17 protein-coding genes are annotated in these 19,819 nt (G+C 71.2%); 12 read left to right on the top strand and 5 right to left on the bottom strand.

Translation table 11 applies throughout. From position 1 onward, the window contains the following. Positions 1 to 16: 16 nt before the first annotated feature. From ACIBK0_RS34975 to hmgA, 3 genes are read right to left on the bottom strand one after another with little or no spacing between them, the layout of a single operon-like run. On the bottom strand, positions 17 to 1,201 hold the full coding sequence (locus tag ACIBK0_RS34975) for a type ISP restriction/modification enzyme (RefSeq protein WP_399088717.1): 1,185 nt from the start codon (positions 1,199 to 1,201) through the stop codon (positions 17 to 19). Positions 1,202 to 1,213: 12 nt separating this feature from the next. After that, a complete protein-coding gene (locus ACIBK0_RS34970) occupies positions 1,214 to 1,963 on the bottom strand; it encodes a GntR family transcriptional regulator (protein ID WP_399088715.1) in 750 nt (249 codons plus the stop codon). 49 nt (positions 1,964 to 2,012) lie between these two features. Further along, complete coding sequence (gene hmgA / locus ACIBK0_RS34965) at positions 2,013 to 3,341, bottom strand: homogentisate 1,2-dioxygenase (protein WP_399088713.1); 1,329 nt, start codon at positions 3,339 to 3,341, stop codon at positions 2,013 to 2,015. Positions 3,342 to 3,558: 217 nt separating this feature from the next. Here hmgA and ACIBK0_RS34960 point away from each other — a divergent pair, with 217 nt between their 5' ends. From ACIBK0_RS34960 to ACIBK0_RS34905, 12 genes are all read left to right on the top strand, one after another. Then, positions 3,559 to 4,158: a hypothetical protein gene (locus ACIBK0_RS34960; RefSeq protein WP_399088711.1), complete on the top strand. Its 600-nt coding sequence runs from the start codon at positions 3,559 to 3,561 to the stop codon at positions 4,156 to 4,158. Next, complete coding sequence (locus ACIBK0_RS34955) at positions 4,155 to 4,772, top strand: TetR family transcriptional regulator (protein WP_399088709.1); 618 nt, start codon at positions 4,155 to 4,157, stop codon at positions 4,770 to 4,772. The genes ACIBK0_RS34960 and ACIBK0_RS34955 overlap by 4 nt, the downstream gene beginning before the upstream one ends. A gap of 134 nt (positions 4,773 to 4,906) precedes the next feature. Continuing rightward, positions 4,907 to 7,174 (top strand): molybdopterin oxidoreductase family protein, encoded by a 2,268-nt coding sequence (locus tag ACIBK0_RS34950; protein WP_399088707.1) that lies wholly within the window; start codon positions 4,907 to 4,909, stop codon positions 7,172 to 7,174. A 122-nt stretch (positions 7,175 to 7,296) separates the two neighbouring features. After that, positions 7,297 to 8,718 carry a CitMHS family transporter gene (locus tag ACIBK0_RS34945; protein ID WP_399088705.1) on the top strand — a complete coding sequence of 474 codons (1,422 nt, stop codon included), beginning with the start codon at positions 7,297 to 7,299 and terminating at the stop codon, positions 8,716 to 8,718. Between the two features lie 99 nt (positions 8,719 to 8,817). Further along, positions 8,818 to 10,047 carry an MFS transporter gene (locus ACIBK0_RS34940; protein WP_399088703.1) on the top strand — a complete coding sequence of 410 codons (1,230 nt, stop codon included), beginning with the start codon at positions 8,818 to 8,820 and terminating at the stop codon, positions 10,045 to 10,047. Positions 10,048 to 10,149: 102 nt separating this feature from the next. After that, a complete protein-coding gene (locus ACIBK0_RS34935) occupies positions 10,150 to 10,773 on the top strand; it encodes a hypothetical protein (RefSeq protein WP_399088701.1) in 624 nt (207 codons plus the stop codon). Next, the gene (locus tag ACIBK0_RS34930) at positions 10,760 to 11,527 is read left to right on the top strand and encodes a class F sortase (protein WP_399088699.1); all 768 of its coding nucleotides are present in this window, start codon (positions 10,760 to 10,762) and stop codon (positions 11,525 to 11,527) included. Before ACIBK0_RS34935 ends, ACIBK0_RS34930 begins: the two co-directional genes overlap by 14 nt. A 273-nt stretch (positions 11,528 to 11,800) precedes the next feature. Then, positions 11,801 to 13,144, top strand: coding sequence for an ABC transporter ATP-binding protein (locus tag ACIBK0_RS34925; protein ID WP_399088697.1), 1,344 nt, complete (start codon positions 11,801 to 11,803; stop codon positions 13,142 to 13,144). Between the two features lie 19 nt (positions 13,145 to 13,163). Then, positions 13,164 to 13,619, top strand: a complete 456-nt coding sequence (locus ACIBK0_RS34920; RefSeq protein WP_399088695.1) for a DUF3574 domain-containing protein — start codon at positions 13,164 to 13,166, stop codon at positions 13,617 to 13,619. A 125-nt stretch (positions 13,620 to 13,744) separates the two neighbouring features. Beyond that, complete coding sequence (locus tag ACIBK0_RS34915) at positions 13,745 to 15,133, top strand: aldehyde dehydrogenase family protein (RefSeq protein ID WP_399088693.1); 1,389 nt, start codon at positions 13,745 to 13,747, stop codon at positions 15,131 to 15,133. Between the two features lie 15 nt (positions 15,134 to 15,148). Beyond that, positions 15,149 to 16,231: a Zn-dependent alcohol dehydrogenase gene (locus ACIBK0_RS34910; RefSeq protein ID WP_399088691.1), complete on the top strand. Its 1,083-nt coding sequence runs from the start codon at positions 15,149 to 15,151 to the stop codon at positions 16,229 to 16,231. A gap of 194 nt (positions 16,232 to 16,425) precedes the next feature. Further along, a complete protein-coding gene (locus tag ACIBK0_RS34905; RefSeq protein ID WP_399088688.1) occupies positions 16,426 to 17,802 on the top strand; it encodes an MFS transporter in 1,377 nt (458 codons plus the stop codon). Positions 17,803 to 17,825: 23 nt separating this feature from the next. On the opposite strand, the gene ACIBK0_RS34900 is transcribed toward ACIBK0_RS34905, so the two are convergent. Both ACIBK0_RS34900 and ACIBK0_RS34895 read right to left on the bottom strand, forming a co-directional pair. Beyond that, positions 17,826 to 18,791: a DMT family transporter gene (locus ACIBK0_RS34900; protein WP_399088686.1), complete on the bottom strand. Its 966-nt coding sequence runs from the start codon at positions 18,789 to 18,791 to the stop codon at positions 17,826 to 17,828. 152 nt (positions 18,792 to 18,943) lie between these two features. Further along, positions 18,944 to 19,669: an ArsR/SmtB family transcription factor gene (locus tag ACIBK0_RS34895; RefSeq protein ID WP_399088684.1), complete on the bottom strand. Its 726-nt coding sequence runs from the start codon at positions 19,667 to 19,669 to the stop codon at positions 18,944 to 18,946. Positions 19,670 to 19,819 lie beyond the last annotated feature (150 nt).

The raw sequence follows: 19,819 nt of genomic DNA, 5'->3' as shown, positions 1-19,819 counted from the left end.
ATCCAAACGACAGGCCCTAGATCAGGGCGAACTGCCCTTCGGGGCCCTCTTCGTGGTGGTCGAGGACGGAGGCCGGCCGACGCGCCGTGTCCGGAACCGGGAGCACGCCGGCCTTGCGCAGCTGGGCCCGCGTGATCGGTGACTCGATCGTCAATTCGGCCTGTTGGGGGCGCAGTTCCGCGAGCAGCGCGAGTACCGTGACGAGTTCCAGCAGCTCGGACGTCCAGGCCTGCGGCCAGGTGGCGGGCCGGATCGCCTCCAGGGTGCCCGGGTCGGGCGGCAGTTCCGTCCTGGCCGAGAACCACTGCTCCAGTACGCGCACTCCGCCCACCTCGAAGTCCCAGGCCTGCGGGGGCACGGGCGAGACCCGGCCCTCGTCGAGGTGGAGGGCCTCCTCGTCGCGGTCGTAGTGCATCTCCAGCGGGCGGGCCGGGAGCGGGGCGCGGACGTACGGGCGGCGGCCGCCGGGAAGCTTGGGGCGCTCGCCGTGGCGGCGCATCAGCCACAGCATCCGGTGGCCCAACTCGACGCCGTGCGCCCACACCTCGGGGGTGGCGGTGAGCGGGACGACCCGTCCGTCGCGGCCGGCGCGCGCGACCGCCACCGTCCAGGCGAGGACGTCGGCGGGGGTGGGGGAGTGGCCCAGGCGGGTGCCGAGGTGCTCCAACAGGCCCGGAGTCAGATTCGGTTCGAGGCCGGCGGGGCGCCGGTAGAGGGGGCGGACGCGGCCCGCGCGACCGGCGCTCAGGGGCAGCGCGGAGGCGGCCAGCAGCACCGGCCCCGACGCATCGGGAACCACCGTCTGCTCGACCGCGAACACCTGAAGGTCATCGGCCACCCGCCACAACTCGGGGCGCGCCGCGTCGATCAGCCGGTGGTCGGGAATCAGCCACTGCTCGTCGAAGGGGCCGTGCAGGACGCGTACCGGCTCGGGGCAGGGACCCGACTCGCGCGCCAGCCGACCCGTCCCGGTGGACTGCCCCGGCAGCTGCGCCACCGCCGAGTGCGTCGTGCGCGAGCGCGTCGGGCCGAACAGCGTCTCGCGGTCCGGCCCTTCGGCCTTCATCAAGGCGTCCCAGCGTGCCCTCAGGGTCGCCGCGTCGGGCGCCGTCGGCCACCCCCGGCCCAGCCTCGGCGGTGCGACGGACCACGGCATGAGGTCCGCGAGCAGCGGAGCGTCGTCGTGCGTCACGCTCGGCATCGTACGACGTGATCAGTGGGTGTCGAGGGTGACCGTGAAGGAGAAGCGGTCTCCGCGGTAGTGGATGACGGCCACGTCGAGGGCCCGCCCCTCCTGGTCGTAGATGACGCCCGTGTAGCGCAGGATCGGGCTGAGCAGCGGTACTTGGAGCAGCCGCGCCGTCTCCGGGTCCGCGAGCCGCGCCTCCACGGTGTCGGTGATGCGGCTGATGCTGACGCCGATCACGTCCCGCAGCACCTTGGTCATCGGCCAGCGGATCAGATCCTCGCGGTCGATGCGCTCCGCCAGCTCCGGCCTGATGTAGTTGCGCGCGTGGTTCGTCGGCTCGCCCGTCTTCTCGTCGCCGCGCAACCGGTGATACATCGCGACCTCGTCCACATCCGGGAAATACTCCATCAATTCTGCCGAAACCGGAGCTTTCCCCTGTTCCAGCAGCTCGGTGGCCATGCCGGACTGCTGGGCGACGATCGCGTCCACCGAGCCGAGCAGGCGCACGGGCGCGCCCCGCTGAGCGCTCGGCTCGATGAACGTGCCTCGCCGGCGATGGCGTGTGATGAGCCCCTCGTCCTCCAGCTCCTTGAGCGCCTGCCGCATGGTCAGCACACTCACCCCGTAGTGCCCCGCGAGCTGCTCCTCCGTGGGCAGCCGCAGCGGGTCCTGGGGCGAGCGGCCGAGTATCGAGGCACGCAGGGACTGCGAGACCTGATACCAGAGCGGAAGCTTGCGGTTCAGGACGATCGAGTCCGGGGCGAAGGAGGTCACGAGGGTATCCGTACCGGTCGCGGGCCGTGAATGCAACGGGCAGTGAATCTCAGTCCACCGGGCGGGAGCCCGGCCGGAAGTGCCGCTGGAGGCCCTGCCACACACCGTCGTACCCCTGTTGCAGATGCTCCGCCCGCTGCGCCTGGGCCGTCCCGGTGACCGGCCAGCGCGTCTCGAACATGAAAGCGAGCCCGTCGTTGATCTTCTGCGGGCGCAGCTCCGCGGCGCTCGCCCGGTCGAAGGTCTCCCGGTCCGGCCCGTGCGCCGACATCATGTTGTGCAGCGAGCCGCCGCCCGGAACGAAGCCCTCCGCTTTCGCGTCGTACGCGCCCTCGATGAGCCCCATGTACTCACTCATCACATTCCGGTGGAAGTACGGCGGCCGGAACGTGTCCTCGCCCACCAGCCAGCGCGGCGCGAAGACCACGAAGTCGACGCCGGCCAGGCCCGGAGTGTCCGACGGGGACGTCAGCACCGTGAAGATCGACGGGTCCGGGTGGTCGTAGCTGATGGTGCCGATCACATTGAAGCGGCGCAGGTCATAGATGTACGGAACATGGTTGCCGTGCCAGGCGACCACATCCAGCGGCGAGTGGTCGTACGTCGCCGTCCAGAGGTTGCCGCAGAACTTGTTCACCACCTCGACCGGGCCCTCGACTTCCTCGTACGCGGCGACGGGTGCGAGGAAGTCGCGGGCGTTGGCGAGGCCATTGGCGCCGATCGGGCCGAGGTCGGGCAGCTGGAAGGGCGCCCCATAGTTCTCGCACACATAGCCCCGGGCGGAGTCATCCAGGAGGTCCACACGGAAGCGGACACCACGGGGAATCAGCGCGACCTGGCTCGGCTCCACATGCAGCAGGCCGAATTCGGTCCGCAGCAGCAGCCCGCCGCGCTCCGGCACGATCAGCAGTTCACCATCGGCGTCGCTGAACACCCGCTCCATCGAGGAGTTGGCGTGATACAGGTGCACCGCCATGCCGGTGCGCTGGGTCGCGTCGCCGTTGCCGCCGAGGGTCCACAGGCCCTGTACGAAATCCGTCCCGGCCGGGGGCTCGGGCAGCGGGTTCCAGCGCAGCCGGTTCGGGTCGGGCGCCGCCTCCGTGAAGGGAGCCGTGCGGAGCGCGCCGTTGTCCACGCGGGCGAACGCGGGGTGTGCGGCCGACGGACGGATCCGGTACAGCCACGAGCGCCGGTTGTGCGCCCTCGGCTCGGTGAACGCCGTACCGCTCAGCTGCTCCGCGTACAGCCCGAGCGGTGCGCGCTGCGGCGAGTTGCGGCCGTTCGGCAGTGCCCCCGGAACCGCCTCCGAGCTGAATTCGTTGCCGAAACCGGACAAGTAGGTCAGCCCCTCGGCCGTCTTCCTCGCGTCCCCGCTCATGATCGCTCCCTCGCGCCTGATTCCTATGCATCACCGTAGGATTCAGGTTTTCCGCGCGCAAGGGGTGGACTCCGCGCATCGCACGGGATCGGCCATGGGTGGCGTACCGCAGTGAGTGAAATCGTCTCCCGGAGTACTACCCAGGGCTTGGCGTACCGCCCAAGAACCCGACTCCAGGGGGATCCGGCTGTCGGAGCGGTGTTCTACGCTCCCCGGCATGTCGTGGAAGCGTGGACTGCTCGCCGCGCTCGCGGTCTGCGCCCTGCTCGTCGGATCGGCGGGCTGCGCCACCAGCGACGCGCACGAGCGCAAGGACGGAATGTCGGCCTCCCCCGTGGGCAAGCTGCTGGATGAGTCCGACGAGGAAGGGCGGCTCTACCGTGAAGTGGACAAGAAGGGTGCACCGGAGGTCGAGATCGAGGTCCAGCCGGACTCCGACGACAGCTGGGACGTGACACTGACCGTCCACCGCTTCCGCTTCTCACCCAAGGGCACCCGCCCCGTGCCGGTGGCCGGCCGGGGCATCGCCCACCTGTATGTGGACGGCCGGACCATCGCCCGGCTCCGCACCGCCGAGTACCACCTGGCCGGCGACCTCGTCCCGCGCGGCACCCACCAAGTCACCGCGCGTCTGTACGCGGACGACGGCACCGTGTGGGCCGTCCACGGCAAACCGGTCGAGAGCACCGCCGACATCACGGCGTCCAAGGCCGGGTCGGCGGTGCCACCGACCGCGACCACGACCATGAGTGGGACCGGCATCGGGGCCCGTACTGATACGGGAGGTTCACCGGACCCCGGCGGAAAGGCATCATGAAGCCCGTGCCCCATGCGACCTCGCTGCGCAGAGCGCCCGTACAGCGGCGCAGTGCCGAACGACTGACCAGAATCCTCGACGCCTGCGCCGACCTCCTCGACGAGGTCGGCTACGACGCCCTGAGCACCCGTGCCGTGGCCCAGCGGGCCGGTGTGCCCATCGGCTCCGTCTACCGCTTCTTCGGCAACAAGCGCGCCATGGCCGACGCGCTCGCCCAGCGCAACCTGGAGCGCTATGCCGAGCGCGTCACCGAGCGCCTCCAGGAGGCGGGCGGCGGAGGCTGGCGCGCGGCCATGGACGCCGTGCTCGACGAATACCTCGCCATGAAGCGCACCGCGCCCGGCTTCTCCCTCGTCGACTTCGGCAACCAGATCCCCGTCGGCTCCGGAGCCGCCCAGCCCAACACCCGAGTTGCCGACCGCCTCACCGAACTGCTCTCCGGCTACCTCGACCGCACCCCCGACGAGGATCTCCGCCGCACCTTCCTGATCGCCGTGGAGACCGCGGACACCCTGGTCCACCTGGCCTTCCGGATCGCGCCGGACGGAGACGAGCGGATCATCGAGGAGGCGCGGGAGCTGTTGCGGGCGTACCTGGCCAGGGTCCTGGACTGAAGGGTTCACGTGGGCGGTGAACCACTGGCAAATTTCCGACCGCACCCCCAGTGACCCCTCCCCTCCATGCATACCGGTCGGTATGCTCGGCCCAGTCCGTGTGCCACCGCCGCCACCGCCCTCCGGGAGGACCCGTGTCCCGCACCTCCGGCACCACCCCCGACTCCCGCACCGCCTTGCGCGTGTGCCCCTTGTGCGAGGCCACCTGCGGGCTGACGCTCACCATCGAGGGCACCCGGGTGACCGGTGCCCGGGGCGACCGTGACGATGTGTTCAGCAAAGGGTTCATCTGTCCGAAGGGCGCCTCCTTCGGGGCGGTCGACGGGGATCCGGACCGGCTGCGCGCCCCCCTCGTCCGCAAGGGCGGCGAACTGCGGGAGGCGACCTGGGAGGAGGCGTTCGACGCGGTGGCCGCGGGACTGCGGCCGGTCGTCGAGCAGTACGGGCCGCACGCCGTCGGCATCGTCCTCGGCAACCCGAACGTGCACACCATGGCCGGCGCCCTCTACCCGCCCGTCCTGCTCACCGCGCTGCGCACCCACAGTGTCTTCACCGCCTCCACCGTCGACCAGATGCCCAAGCACGTCTCCAGCGGGCTGCTGTACGGCGACGCCAACGCGATCCCCGTGCCCGACCTCGACCACACCGACCACCTCCTGCTCATCGGCGCCAACCCCCTGGAATCCAACGGGAGTCTGTGCACCGCCCCCGACTTCCCCGGCAAGCTCAAGGCGCTGCGCGCACGCGGCGGCACGCTGACGGTCATCGACCCGCGCCGGACGCGTACGGCCAAGCTCGCCGACCGTCACGTGGCGATCCGACCCGGCACCGACGCACTGCTGCTCGCGGCGATGGCGTACGTCCTCTTCGAGGAGAAGCTCGTCGACCTCGGAGCCCTCGCCCCGCACGTCCGGGACGTCGACGAACTCGCCGACGCTGTACGCGACTTCCCCCCCGAGGCCGCGAGCCAGGCCTGCGACGTCGACGCGGACACCATCCGGGCACTGGCACGCGAGCTCGCCGCCGCGCCCACCGCCGCCGTCTACGGCCGTATCGGCAGCTGCACCGTCCCGCACGGCACCCTCGCCAGCTGGCTCGTCGACGTCCTCAACATCCTCACCGGCAACCTCGACCGGCCCGGCGGTGCCCTCTTCCCGCAGGCCGCGACCGACAGGACGCCCCGGCCCGCGGGCCCCGGACACGGCTTCGCGCTCGGCCGCTGGCACAGCAGGGTGAGCCGCCACCCCGAAGCCAAGGGCGAACTGCCGCTCTCCGCCCTCGCCGAGGAGATCGACACCGCCACCGAGGACGGCAGCCCGGTCCGCGCCGTCATCGCCGTCGCCGCCAACCCCGTACTGTCCGCACCGGACGGCGACCGCCTCGACAAGGCGCTGGGCGCCCTGGACTTCATGGTCAGCGTCGACCCGTACCTGAACGAGACCTCGCGCCACGCCCACGTCGTCCTGCCGCCGCCCCCGCCCTCGCAGAGCGCGCACCACGACTTCGCCTTCAACACCCTCGCCGTACGCAACCAGGTCCGCTACAACCGCCCGGCCGTTCCCCTGGAGCAGGGCCGCATGGCGGAGACCGAGATCCTCGCCCGGCTCGTCCTCGCCGCGACCGGTATGCACGGCGCCGACCCGTCCGCCGTGGACGCCATGGTCATCGACTCCACCCTCGGCAAGTCCGTCACCGAGGCACACTCCCCGGTGCACGGCCGCGACCCGAAGGAACTCGCCGACCGGCTCACCGGTGTCAACGGCCCCGAGCGGCGGCTCGACATGATGCTGCGCCTCGGCCCGTACGGCGACGGTTTCGGCGCCAGGCCGGACGGGCTGAGCCTCGCGAAGCTGCTGGCCCATCCGCACGGCATCGACCTCGGACCGCTGCGGCCGCGCCTGCCGCAGCCGCTGAAGACGCCCAGCGGGAAGATCGAGCTGCTGCCCGGCCCGATCGTCGACGATCTGCCGCGACTGCGCGACGCCCTGCGCGAGCGCCCGGCGGCCCTGGTGCTGGTGGGCCGCCGCCATCTGCGCTCCAACAACAGCTGGATGCACAACGTGCCCGCCCTCACCGGCGGCTCCAACCGCTGCACTCTGCACATCCACCCCGAGGACGCAGAACGCCTCGGGCTCGCCGACGGGGCTGCCGTACGCGTCAAGGGCGCCGGGGGAGAGGTGACGGCCCCCGCCGAGATCACCGACGCCGTACGACGCGGTGTGGTGAGCCTGCCGCACGGCTGGGGGCACGACCGCCCCGGCACCCGGATGAGCCACGCAGCGCTGGACCCGGGCGTCAACGTCAATCAGCTCCTCGACGGCTCGCTTCTTGATCCGCTGTCGGGCACGGCGGTGCTCAACGGCGTGCCCGTGGAGCTCGCGCTCACCGAGACAGGCCTGTGACCTGGAGTTTTGCGCTTATTGCTCGCGTGTCAACGTCTTGTTAACGCTTGCGGGCCCGACCTAACGTCGCCCTACCGCCGGCCCTGGTGGGAGTTCAAGGGCGAACGTTAGGTATCCATTTCATGCTGACCATCCTCGGCTTCGCCATGATCGCGACCTTCCTGGTCCTGATCATGCTGAAGAAGATGTCGCCGATCGCGGCGCTCGTGCTGATCCCGGCACTCTTCTGTGTCTTCGTCGGAAAGGGCGCCAAGCTCGGTGACTACGTCATCGACGGCGTCACCAGCCTCGCTCCCACGGCGGCGATGCTGATGTTCGCGATCGTCTACTTCGGTGTGATGATCGACGTCGGTCTCTTCGACCCGATCGTCCGGGGGATCCTCAAGTTCTGCAAGGCCGACCCCCTGCGGATCGTGGTCGGCACGGCGGTCCTCGCGGCGATCGTCTCCCTCGACGGGGACGGCTCGACCACCTTCATGATCACGGTCTCGGCGATGTACCCGCTGTACAAGCGCCTGAAGATGAGCCTGGTCGTGATGACCGGTGTCGCCGCGATGGCCAACGGCGTGATGAACACGCTGCCCTGGGGCGGCCCGACCGCCCGCGCCGCGACCGCGCTGAAGCTCGACGCGAGCGACATCTTCGTCCCGATGATCCCCGCCCTCGCCGTCGGTCTCCTCGGCGTCTTCGCCCTCTCGTACGTCCTCGGCCGCCGCGAGCGCAAGCGGCTGGGCGTGCTGACGCTGGACGAGGTGCTGGAGCCGCAGGAGGCGGAGACGGTTCTGGTCGGCGCGGGCGGCTCGGGGTCCGGCTCCGCCGGCAAGAAGGCCGTGGCGACCGGCGGTTCGGGCTCCGGTACGGACGCGGACGCCCCGGAGGCGGACTCCTCCGAGGACGACGGCTTCCAGGGGCTCGACCCGAACCGCGCGACCCTGCGCCCCAAGCTCTACTGGTTCAACGCGCTCCTCACGGTCACCCTGCTCACCGCCATGATCATGGAGTGGCTGCCGATCCCGGTCCTCTTCCTGCTCGGCGCCGCGCTCGCGCTCACCGTCAACTTCCCGCACATGCCCGACCAGAAGGCCCGCCTCGGCGCCCACGCCGAGAACGTCCTCAACGTCTCCGGCATGGTCTTCGCCGCCGCGGTCTTCACCGGCGTCCTCCAGGGCACCGGCATGGTCGACCACATGGCCAAGTGGCTGGTCTCCAACATCCCGGCCGGCATGGGCCCGCACATGGCCTTCGTCACCGGCGTCCTGAGCATTCCGCTCACGTACTTCATGTCGAACGACGGCTTCTACTTCGGCATCCTTCCCGTCCTCGCCGAGGCGGGGCAGGCGCACGGGGTCTCGTCCCTGGAGATCGCCCGCGCTTCGCTCGTGGGGCAGCCGCTGCACATGTCGAGCCCGCTGGTGCCGGCCGTATACGTCCTGGTGGGCATGGCGAAGGTGGAGTTCGGCGACCACACGCGGTTCGTGGTGAAGTGGGCGGCGCTCACGTCGTTGGTGGTGCTGGGGGCCGGAATTCTGTTCGGCATCATCTGATCGGCGGTCATCGGCTGACAGACATCGACATCTGTCAGCCGGAAACCGTCACCCTCCACTCGCCACCTGTCATCTGTCGTCCGTCATCGGAGGATCACCGTGGAGCCCGGTCGGAATCGCGGCTGGCTGCTGCGCCTCGTCATCGCCTTCACCTTCACACAGGGAGCGGTGTCGATGGCCCGGCCCGCTGTCTCCTACCGGGCCCTCGCGCTGGGCGCGGACGAGCGCGCGGTCGGTGTGATCGCGGCCGTGTACGCGCTGTTGCCGCTGTTCGCCGCCGTACCACTGGGCCGTCGCACGGACCACGGCCGCTGTGCGCCGTTGTTGCCCGCCGGTGTCGTGCTCATAGCCGGCGGCTGCGCGCTGAGCGGTAGGGCGGACTCGCTGCCCGCGATGGCGGCGTGGAGCGGAGTCATGGGCCTCGGCCACCTCTGCTTCGTGATCGGTGGCCAATCGCTTGTCGCCCGCCAGTCCGCCCCGCACGAACAGGACCGCAACTTCGCCCAGTTCACCATCGGGGTCTCGCTCGGCCAGCTGATCGGCCCGATCGCGGCGGGCGTGCTGATCGGCGGTCCCGACATGGCGGGCAGCAGCGCGCTCGCGCTGCTCGTGGCGGGTGCGGTCGCCGCGGTCTCGTTCACTTCGCTGTGGCGCATCGAGGACCGAACGGCCGTCAAGTCCCGTACCGGACAAGGCGAACGCGTGCCCGTCCAGCGCATTCTGCGGGCCCGGGGCGTGCCGGCGGGCATCTTCATCAGCCTCGCCGTGCTGTCCGCGACGGACATTCTCACCGCGTATCTGCCGGTCGTCGGCGAGCATCGGGACATCGCGCCGTCGGCGATCGGTGTGTTGCTGAGTCTGCGGGCGGCGGCCACCATTGCCTGCCGCCTGGTGCTGACGCCCTTGCTGCGGCTGCTCGGCCGGTCTCTGCTGCTCACCGTGACGTGTTTGCTGGGGGGTCTGCTGTGCGCGGGCATCGCGCTGCCGGTGCCGGTGTGGGCGCTGGCCCTGATGCTCATCGTGCTCGGCTTCTGTCTCGGTGTCGGTCAGCCGCTCTCCATGACGACGGTCGTCCAGGCCGCTCCTGACGGCGCCCGTTCCACGGCCCTCGCCCTGCGCCTGACCGGCAACCGGCTCGGTCAGGTCGCTGCCCCCGCGACGGCCGGCCTGGTCGCCGGTGTCGCGGGCGTGGCCGCGCCGTTCGTGATGCTGGGCGCGTTGTTGCTGCTGTCGTCGGGGATCGCGCTGCGCTCGCCGGAGAAGCCCGCACGAGTCGGTGGTGAGGCTCCGCGGGCCAGGGTGCCGTTGCGCCGGAAGAGCGATATCTGACGGGGCGCAGGGCGCTGTTGCCGAGATCACCGGGGCACATGTGAGAGGCAGTCAGATGACAGTTGGACTTGTATGACAATCATCTGACTCGGAGGACTGAGCATGCCCACCTCGTCTCTTCAGCGCCGCGTCGGCGCCTGCACGGGCGCCGCCACCCTGGCGGCCCTCACCGCCGCGGGCGCCGCCCTGATGGGGGCACCGGCCGCCGTCGCAGCTCCTGGTGACAACGGAGACGTAAAGATCCACAAGGCGACCGTGCCCGTCGACTCTCAGAACAACGATCCGACGGTGTGCGGGTTCTACCTCGACGCCTTCAACTTTGGCGGCCTGCAGAACGTCAGCTGGTCCATCGAGACCCAAGCTCAAGTGGCGGACGGTGTGGCCCTCGCGGGCGACATCGCCATTCCTCCTTCCGGCCACGGCTGGACCAAAGATCTCTCACTGCCGAACGGCCAGTACAGGCTCACCTGGACTTTCGAAGGCGCCAACGGCGCGGGCAGGCACAAGGTCTTCGAGGTCGACTGCGCGTCCGGCACCCCGAGCCCGCCGACCGGGACTCCGCTCGGCGGCGGACCCGGCGGCCCGAACGGCGGACCCCCCGCCGGCGGCGGCGGTGTCGCCCCCCGGGACTTCTCGCCGGTCGCCGGCGCGGTGGCCGTGGGCCTCGTCGTGACCGGGGGAGTCGTGTACCTCCGGCTGCGCCGCCGCCCCGATGGCGCCGCGTAGGCGCTCCCGCAGGCCCTGGTACCGGACGCGCGCCTACCGCCTGACGCGGACCGTCGTGGTCGTCGTCGCTCTGGTGGTGGGCGGCGTCCGGTGGGCGGGGGACGACGAGCCCGCCGGGCCCGTCGTCGCGGCCGGCGCCGAACTCGCCGACCCGGCCGTGGCAGGCCGACTCGCCGGCGGGACGAACTCCCGCCGGGCTGGCGGCGACGAGCGCGGCGCCAAGCCCCGCCGTCTCCCGCCCGCCCGGCCGGTCCGGCCCGCACCCCCGCCCAAACCTCTCCCGCGCTCCCCGGCGACCTCGCTCCGCATCCCGTACTTCGGCCTGGAGGCCCCGATCGTCGGTCTCCGGCTCGACCGTGAGCGGCGGCTCGCCGCGCCGCCCGTGAACAATCCGAAACTGGTCGGCTGGTACGAGGGCGGGCCGACGCCGGGCGAGTCGGGCACGGCCGTCGCGGTCGGCCACCGCGACACCAGGACGGGGCCCGCGGTCTTCGTCGCGCTCGGCCAGCTCCGGCCCGGCAGGCTAGTCGAAGTCCGGCGCGCCGACGGGCGGACCGCCGTCTACACGGTGGACGCCGTGAAGACGTACGAGAAGGCGCACTTCCCCGACAAGGAGGTGTACGGCGACAGGGGGCGCCCCGAGCTGCGTCTGATTACGTGCGGCGGTGTCTATGACCGCAAGAGGGGCTATGCCGGCAATGTCGTCGTGTTCGCGCACCTCACGGAGACCCGGAGGCGGGCCGACACCAGGTGAGGCACCCGCCGCGTCGAGCCCGGCGGCGCGCGATCGAGGACTCGGTTCCCCGGTAGCCGATCGTCCGCTTTCCCCCCGCACCCGGTCCTCCGCTCCACCGGTAGGCGATCGTCCGTTTCCGCCCGTGTCGAACCGGACCGTCCGATCCCGCCGTGCATCTTCCCCCGGGCATGCGCGGTCCGTTAACTTCCGTGACTCATACGTCCCGTACGACCCGCACGGGACTTCGACCGCGGAGCACCAGAGTCCCGTGAGCCCCCGGGGGCACCCGTCATGACACGCGCCATCTCTCTGCACAACGTCAGCAAGTCGTACACCCGCGGTGTCCGCGTGGTGGAGCGGCTGTCGCTCGACATCCGGCCGGGCGAGTTCCTCGTGCTGCTCGGGCCGTCCGGCTGCGGCAAGTCGACCGTGCTGAGAATGATCGCCGGGCTGGAGGAGGTCACCGAGGGCGAGGTGCGCCTCGACGGCGAGTACGCCAACGATCTGCCGCCGTCCGGGCGGGACATGGCGATGGTGTTCCAGAACTTCGCCCTCTATCCGAGCATGACCAGCCGCGACAACATCGGCTTCCCGCTGCGCATCGAGACGCCCGGCGAGGATCCGCGTCCGCGCGTCGACGCCACCGCCCGGATGCTCGGTATCCAGGACCTCCTCGACCGCTTCCCCAACCAGCTCTCCGGCGGCGAACGCCAGCGTGTCGCCATGGGCCGGGCGATCGCCCGCCATCCCTCCGCCTTCCTCATGGACGAGCCGCTGTCCAACCTCGACGCCAAGCTCCGTAATCACCTGCGGGCCGAAATCTCCAGGCTCACCCGGGAGTTGGGTGCCACGACGGTGTACGTCACCCACGACCAGGCCGAGGCGATGTCGCTCGGCGACCGTGTCGCGGTGCTGCGCGGCGGAGTTCTGCAGCAGTTGGGCACACCGCGCACGGTCTATGGGCTGCCCGCGAACGTCTTCGTCGCCGCCTTCATCGGCACCCCGCGGATCAACCTGCTGCGCGGCCTCGTCCGGGCGCCGCTCGACGGGGCCATGTCGATCAGCCTCGGCAAGCAGTACCTGAGACTGCCCGAACCGCTCTCCCTGGACCACCAGTTGCTGCGGGTGCAGCAGGGCCGCGAGGTCATCGTCGGGCTGCGCTCCGAGGCGATCCGGCTCGCCAAGCCGTCCGCCGCGCGGCCGAGTGAGGTGGCGATCAGCGGGCTCGTCGAGCATGTGGAGTTCCAGGGGCACGAGGTCCTCGTCCACTTCAACACCGGCTCGCGGCCCGCCGTCGTACCGGAGTTGGAGGCACCGCGCCCGACCCGTCCGGCCCGGCGACGGCGCCGCGAGGGCACTGTCCTGGACCGGCTGCGGGAGCGCGCGGGAGCGCTGCGGGCCGGGCCGGTCGTGGTCCTGGAGCATCCGGGGGACGCGGGACCCGACTACCCCGAACCGGCGCCGCCGGACGGCCGTCTGCCCGGTGATCTCGTCGTCCGCACCACCCCCGACATCGAACTCCGCCACGGCATGCAGGTGCCCCTCCTCGTCGACATCGCCCATCTGTTCGTCTTCGACCAGCACGGTGAACGCATCTGCCCGGCTCCGGCGCGGCTGCCGGATCTGGAGGAGTAGGTTCCGCTAGGCAGGCGGCATGACTCCGTACAGCGGCACTCGCTCCCGTCCGGCTGCCGTGACCGCCACCGCCCTGCTCGCCGCCGGCGCCCCGACGGCGTACGCGCTCCTCGGCGACCCGGAGCCGCGGGCCCCGGTCCGTGGCCAGGCGTACATCGAGAGTCGGCTCTTCTTCGGGACGGAGCGGCCCGACGGCGGCGCGGTCGTCACCGACCGGCAGTTCATGGCCTTCGTCGACAAGGAGGTGACGCCGGACTTTCCCGACGGACTCACCGTGCAGAACGGGCGCGGGCAGTGGCGGGACGCGCGCGGCACGATCGAGCGCGAGCGGTCGTACGAGCTGATCCTGATGTATCCGGTGGCGCAGGCACGCGCGAGCGACAAGAAGATCGAGGAGATCCGGCGCGCGTACGAGAAGGCCTTCGCTCAGGAGTCCGTGGCCAGGGTGGACGAACCGACTAGGGTCGACTTCTGAGTCCTCTGGGCCGAGGGTGCCCGTGAAGCCGGGGCGGGCCGGTTCCGCCGGGTCCCTCTGGCGCCCGAAAACTATCATCGCTAGTTTAGGGTGCGGACGACGCGGCCCCGCTCGGGAGGAACACGATGAAGGCACACGACGGCATGTACATCGACGGCGCCTGGCGCCCCGCCGCCGGCGCGGACACGATCGAGGTCGTGAACCCGGTCGACGAGCAGGTGATCGGCCGGGTCCCGGCGGGCACCGCCGAGGATGTCGACATCGCCGTACGGGCCGCACGTGCCGCCCTCCCCGGATGGGCCGCGACCCCGCCCGCCGAACGGGCCGCCACGCTCACCGCACTGCATGACGTGCTCGTCGCCCGCAAGGACGAGATCGCCGAGACCGTCACGGCCGAACTCGGGGCGCCGCTGCCGTTCTCGCAGATGGTGCACGTGGGCGTGCCGATCGCGGTGGCGGGCTCGTACGCCGAACTGGCGGCGACCCACGCCTTCGAGGAGAAGGTCGGGAACTCGACCGTCTACCAGGAGCCCGTCGGTGTCGTCGGCGCGATCACGCCCTGGAACTACCCGCTGCACCAGATCGTCGCCAAGGTCGCCCCGGCGCTCGCCGCGGGCTGCACGGTGGTGCTCAAGCCCGCCGAGGACACCCCGCTCACCGCCCAGCTCTTCGCCGAGGCCGTGGCCGAGGCGGGCGTCCCGGCCGGTGTCTTCAACCTCGTCACCGGCCTCGGCCCGGTCGCCGGACAGGCCCTCGCCGAACACCCGGACGTGGATCTCGTCTCCTTCACCGGCTCCACGGCCGTCGGCAAGCGGATCGGCGCGACCGCGGGCGCCGCGATCAAGCGGGTCGCCCTCGAACTCGGCGGCAAGTCCGCCAACGTCGTCCTGCCGAGCGCGGACCTGGCCAAGGCCGTCGGTGTCGGCGTCGCCAACGTGATGTCCAACTCCGGCCAGACCTGCAGCGCCTGGACCCGCATGCTGGTGCACACCGCGAGGTACGACGAGGCGGTCGAGCTGGCCGCGGCCGCCGCGGCGAAGTACGGCGACCGCATCGGCCCGGTCGTCAACGCCAAGCAGCAGGCACGGGTGCGGGGTTACATCGAGAAAGGCGTCGCCGAGGGCGCCCGGATCGTCGCGGGTGGCCCCGAAGCGCCCCGGGATCAGGGGTACTTCGTCAGCCCGACCGTCTTCGCCGACGTCACACCCGACATGACGATCGCCCAGGAGGAGATCTTCGGACCGGTGCTGTCGATCCTCCGGTACGAGGACGAGGCGGACGCCCTCCGGATCGCCAACGGCACGGTGTACGGGCTCGCGGGCGCGGTGTGGGCGGGCGACGAGGCCGAGGCGGTCGCCTTCGCTCGGCGGCTCGACACCGGTCAGGTCGACATCAACGGCGGACGCTTCAACCCCGCAGCCCCGTTCGGGGGTTACAAGCAGTCGGGCGTGGGGCGCGAGCTGGGATCGCACGGACTGTCCGAGTACCTCCAGTCCAAGTCCCTTCAGTTCTAGGCCAGGAGCATTCACGTGGTTCGCGCTGCCGTACTTCCCGCCGTGGGCGCTCCGTTGGAGATCGCCGAGATCGACCTGCCGGAACCCGGCCCTGGCCAGGTCCGCGTCCGGCTCGCCGCCGCCGGGGTCTGTCACTCCGACCTCTCCCTGTCCGACGGCACCATGCGGGTGCCCGTCCCGGCCGTCCTCGGCCACGAGGGCGCCGGCACCGTCGTCTCCGTCGGCGAGGGCGTCACCCATGTCGTCCCCGGCGATGGTGTCGTCCTCAATTGGGCGCCTTCCTGCGGAAGTTGTCACGCCTGCTCGCTGGGCGAGGTCTGGCTGTGCGCCAACGCGCTGACCGGCGCCGGGAACGTGTACGCGCGCCGCGCCTCCGACGGGAGCGACCTCCACCCCGGCCTGAACGTCGCCGCATTCGCCGAGGAGACCGTCGTGGCCGCCGGATGCGTCCTCCCCGTACCGGACGGCGTGCCCCTCGCCGACGCCGCCCTCCTGGGCTGCGCCGTCCTCACCGGATACGGGGCCGTCCACCACTCCGCCGGGGTCCGACAGGGCGAGACCGTCGCGGTGTTCGGGGTCGGTGGGGTCGGGCTGGCTGCCCTTCAGGCCGCCCGGATCGCGGGCGCGTCGAAGATCGTCGCGGTCGATGTCTCGCCGGAGAAGGAGTCGCTGGCGCGCGCGGCGGGCGCGACGGACTACGTCGTCGCCTCCGACACCACCGCACGCGAGATCCGCGCCCTCACCGGCAAGCAGGGCGTCGACGTGGCCGTCGAATGTGTGGGCCGCGCCGTGACCATCCGTACCGCCTGGGACTCCACCCGGCGCGGCGGCCGCACCACGGTCGTCGGCATCGGCGGCAAGGACCAGCAGGTCACCTTCAACGCCCTGGAGATCTTCCACTGGGGCAGGACGCTCTCGGGCTGCGTGTACGGCAACTGCGATCCGGCGCGGGATCTGCCGGTCCTGGCGGAGCACATCCGCGCCGGCCGCCTCGACCTCGGTGACCTGGTCACCGACCGCATCGCCCTCGAGGGCATTCCGGCAGCCTTCGAGAACATGATCGCGGGCAAGGGCGGGCGCGCCCTGGTCGTCTTCTAGCCCGCGGCCACCGGGACCCCGGCCGCATTGCGCGGCCGGGGCCTTCGGCGTGCCCATGCCCCGCCACTGGTTGCCATGTGCAGGTAAAAACTGCTGCTGCAGGACCCGTTGACGTCCATACCGTCCGGTCAGTACGTTCCCCGGAACCGCGGCCACCCCCCGTTCCGTCCCCGCACCCACCGGAGTGTGCACGCATGGACACGGCACCTTCCGCTCTCCCCGCCACGACCTCCGCTCCCGACACCCGCAACCGCCGCAAGGTGGCCACCGCGGCCGCCCTCGCGTCGGCCGTCGAGTGGTACGACTACTTCGTCTTCGGTATCGCGGCCGCCCTCGTACTGGGCGACCTGTACTTCCCCGCGGGCGGCTCCTCCACCGGAGTGCTCGCCGCGTTCGCCACGTTCGCCGTGGGCTTCCTCGCCCGTCCGCTCGGCGGCGTCATCGCCGGCCACCTCGGCGACAAGCGAGGCCGCAAACCGATGCTGGTCCTCGCCCTGACCCTGATGGGCCTGGCCACCACGGGCATCGGCCTGCTCCCCACGTACGACACCATCGGCATCGCCGCCCCGATCCTGCTCGTCGCCCTGCGCGTCGTGCAGGGCATCGCCGTCGGCGCGCAATGGGGCGGCGCCATGCTGCTCGCCACCGAGTACGCCCCCGAGGGCAAGCGGGGCGTGTACGGCAGCTTCGTCCAACTCGGCGTCCCCATCGGCGTGGTGACCGCCAACACGGTCTTCCTCGTCGTCGGGGCGGCCACCAGCGAGAGCGCGTTCGCGGCCTGGGGCTGGCGCGTGCCATTCCTGGTCGGGCTGTTCGTCCTCGGACTTGCCTGGTACATCCACACCCGCGTCGAGGAGACCCCCGAATTCCGCCAAGCGGAGCGGGCGTTGGCACAGAAGGAGCAGGGCGAGAAGGGTTCGCCGTTGCGCACGATCCTGCGCGGGCACCTCGGCACGGTGTTCCTCGCGGGCGGCTCCTTCGCCGTGAACACGGCGACCTTCTACATCCTCATCACGGGCGTCCTCGACTACACCACCCGCGAACTCGACATGAAACGCAGCGCGGTGCTCACCGTCTCGCTCTGCGTCAGCCTCACTCAACTCGTGCTGATCCCCGCGTCTGCCGCGCTCTCCGACCGCATCGGGCGCATCAGGATCTACGCGCTCGGGGCGGCCGGCATCGCGCTGTGGGCCGTGCCGCTGTTCCTGCTGATCGACACGGGATCGCTGGTGTGGCTGGCGGTCGGGACATTCGTCGCCAGTTGTTTCCTCAGCATCATGTACGGGCCTCAAGCCGCCCTGTTCGCCGAGCTGTTCACGCCCGAGATGCGCTACACGGGCGCCTCGCTCGGCTACCAGATCGCGGCCGTGTTCGGTGGCGGACTGGCCCCCTTCGTGATGGTCCTGCTCCTCGAGGCGACCGGCACATCGATGGCCGTGTCCGCGTACATCATCGGGCTCGCGGCGATCGCCCTCGTCTCGATCAGGATCCTCGCGGGCCGGGCGGCGGCGGGAGAAGGCCGAGTGCCGGAAGGGCCGGAAGTGCCTGCAGTGTCGGCCCGCGAGAGCTGACCCACGGCTGACGAGCCCTGCCGTCAGGCTTGTTCCGGCTCGGGCTCGGGCCGCGGTTCCGGAGTGCGCTCCGGGGCCGCGGCCTTTCCCGCCCGGGGACGGGAACGGGACACCGCCACACCCGCCAGGCACAGCCCCCCGCCCGCCAGGGTGAGCAGCCCCGGGACCTCGTCGAGGAACAGCCAGGACATCAGCACCACGAGGGCGGGTACCGCGTACGTCGTCGCGCCCATGCGGCTCGCGGTCGTACGGGCGAGGGCGTACGCCCACGTCGTGAAGGCCAGCGCGGTCGGGAAGACGCCCAGGTAGACCATGTTGAGCGTGGCCGAGGCGGGCGCGTCGGCGGCCTCATGGACGAGCTGCCCGGCGAAGGGCAGACAGGCGACGGCCCCGACCAGGCAGCCGAACGCCGTGACCTGGAGTGCGCTCGCCCGCCCGAGCGCCGGCTTCTGCGCGACGACCCCGGCCGCGTAGCCCACGGCGGCGAGCAGACACAGCACGACCCCGAGGATCGAGGAACCGCCCTCGCCGGACATCGACAGCCCCACGGCGACCGCACCGGCGAACGACACCGCCATCCCCGCCAGCAGCCGCGGTGGCATCGCGTCACCGAGCAGTCGGGAGCCGAGCAGGGCGATCAGGATCGGACCGATGTTGACCACCAGTGCCGCCGTGCCGGCGTCCACCTGCTGCTCGCCCCAGTTGAGGACGACCATGTAGAAGCCGAACCACAGCAGTCCGGATATGGCGATCCCGCGCCAGGCCGTGCGCGGCGGCCACCCCTCTCGGCGCACGAGGCAGACGGCCCCGAGCGCGACGGAGCCCGCGAGCAGCCGTCCCAGCGCCAGCGCGCCCGGCGAGAACGCGGCACCCGCGCTCCGAATCGACACGAAGGCCGAGGCCCACAGGACGACGGTGACGGTTGCCGCACCCGCGGCGAGCAGTTCCGCGCGGCGGGGGTGCGGGGCGAGTCGGGTCGTGGTCATCATGCTCCTGAGGCTAGGCGGGGGCGCGGGGTGGGGGCTGGCGGATTTCGGACGCGATGGTGAGAGGTGCAGGCAGGGGCAGGGCGTCTTCGCTCGCCATCAGACGTCTGCGTGACGCATGAATCGCGGCGCATGAACAAGGGCGTTCCGCTTGATCAGTGGAGCGCCGTCGGCTCGATCCCCAGCAGGTCCGCGAGGGCGCGTTCGCCTTCGGAGGTGACCTTGACCGCCCGTTCCGACCCGATGCGCACGCACCACTGTGCGTCGAGGGCGTGCCGGCACAGTGCCGCGCCGGCGGTACCGGCGAGGTGGGGGCGACGCTCGGTCCAGTCGAGGCAGGCACGGGTGAGCGGGCGGCGGCCGGTGCGGTCGAGGCTGATTCCCGCGGTGTCGAACCACCGCAATCCCGCGTCGGTGAGCGCGAACCCGGTGTCCTGGCGGAGCAGTCCGCGCCCGGTCAGAGCGTCGGTGAGGGCGATGCCGAGTCGTCCGGCGAGGTGGTCGTAACAGGTGCGACCGCGCGCCATGGCCGAGCCCGCGCTGGACCCCCGCAGGGTGCGTGGGCGTTCGGCCGCATGTGGTCTCACGTGGGCGGCGAGGTCCTCGACGAGTTGCGCGACGCGGGCGTCGGCCAGCCGAACGTAGCGGTGGCGGCCCTGTCGTTCCTCGGTGAGCAGGCCGCCGGTCACCAGCTTGCCGAGGTGTTCGCTGGCGGTCGACGGCGCGACTCCGGCGTACCGCGCCAGCTCACCCGCTGTCCACGCCCGCCCGTCGAGCAGCGCCAGCAGGAACCCGGCGCGCGTCTCGTCCGCCATCAGCCCGGCCAGCGCCGCGAGCCCCGGGCCCACAGGATCCTTCGGCCTCGTCATGCTCCCCAGCATGCGACATGAACGCTTCGGCGGAGACCGAAAGGTTGGGCGCCGGGGCATGGGGTTTGCCGGCCCCCTCCGTCCCTGTCCGATCCCGTCACTGGGGGCTCCACCCAAAGCCCCTGAAGACGAGCGCGTCAGCGCGATACGGGGGGTCTGGGG

This window comes from Streptomyces sp. NPDC050564, from assembly GCF_044457265.1.
In the GTDB taxonomy this organism is placed as follows: Bacteria; Actinomycetota; Actinomycetes; order Streptomycetales; family Streptomycetaceae; genus Streptomyces.
This window is presented reverse-complemented; position numbering and strand designations above follow the sequence as displayed.

What these genes read in the sequence shown, in the direction of transcription:
- ACIBK0_RS34920 (WP_399088695.1), top strand. Translation starts at nt 13,164, where the DNA reads ATGACTCCGTACAGCGGCACTCGCTCCCGTCCGGCTGCCGTGACCGCC.
- ACIBK0_RS34905 (WP_399088688.1), top strand. Translation starts at nt 16,426, where the DNA reads ATGGACACGGCACCTTCCGCTCTCCCCGCCACGACCTCCGCTCCCGAC.
- ACIBK0_RS34945 (WP_399088705.1), top strand. Translation starts at nt 7,297, where the DNA reads ATGCTGACCATCCTCGGCTTCGCCATGATCGCGACCTTCCTGGTCCTG.
- ACIBK0_RS34975 (WP_399088717.1), bottom strand. Translation starts at nt 1,201, where the DNA reads ATGCCGAGCGTGACGCACGACGACGCTCCGCTGCTCGCGGACCTCATG.
- ACIBK0_RS34915 (WP_399088693.1), top strand. Translation starts at nt 13,745, where the DNA reads ATGAAGGCACACGACGGCATGTACATCGACGGCGCCTGGCGCCCCGCC.
- ACIBK0_RS34935 (WP_399088701.1), top strand. Translation starts at nt 10,150, where the DNA reads ATGCCCACCTCGTCTCTTCAGCGCCGCGTCGGCGCCTGCACGGGCGCC.
- ACIBK0_RS34960 (WP_399088711.1), top strand. Translation starts at nt 3,559, where the DNA reads ATGTCGTGGAAGCGTGGACTGCTCGCCGCGCTCGCGGTCTGCGCCCTG.
- hmgA (WP_399088713.1), bottom strand. Translation starts at nt 3,341, where the DNA reads ATGAGCGGGGACGCGAGGAAGACGGCCGAGGGGCTGACCTACTTGTCC.
- ACIBK0_RS34930 (WP_399088699.1), top strand. Translation starts at nt 10,760, where the DNA reads ATGGCGCCGCGTAGGCGCTCCCGCAGGCCCTGGTACCGGACGCGCGCC.
- ACIBK0_RS34895 (WP_399088684.1), bottom strand. Translation starts at nt 19,669, where the DNA reads ATGCTGGGGAGCATGACGAGGCCGAAGGATCCTGTGGGCCCGGGGCTC.
- ACIBK0_RS34900 (WP_399088686.1), bottom strand. Translation starts at nt 18,791, where the DNA reads ATGATGACCACGACCCGACTCGCCCCGCACCCCCGCCGCGCGGAACTG.
- ACIBK0_RS34925 (WP_399088697.1), top strand. Translation starts at nt 11,801, where the DNA reads ATGACACGCGCCATCTCTCTGCACAACGTCAGCAAGTCGTACACCCGC.
- ACIBK0_RS34955 (WP_399088709.1), top strand. Translation starts at nt 4,155, where the DNA reads ATGAAGCCCGTGCCCCATGCGACCTCGCTGCGCAGAGCGCCCGTACAG.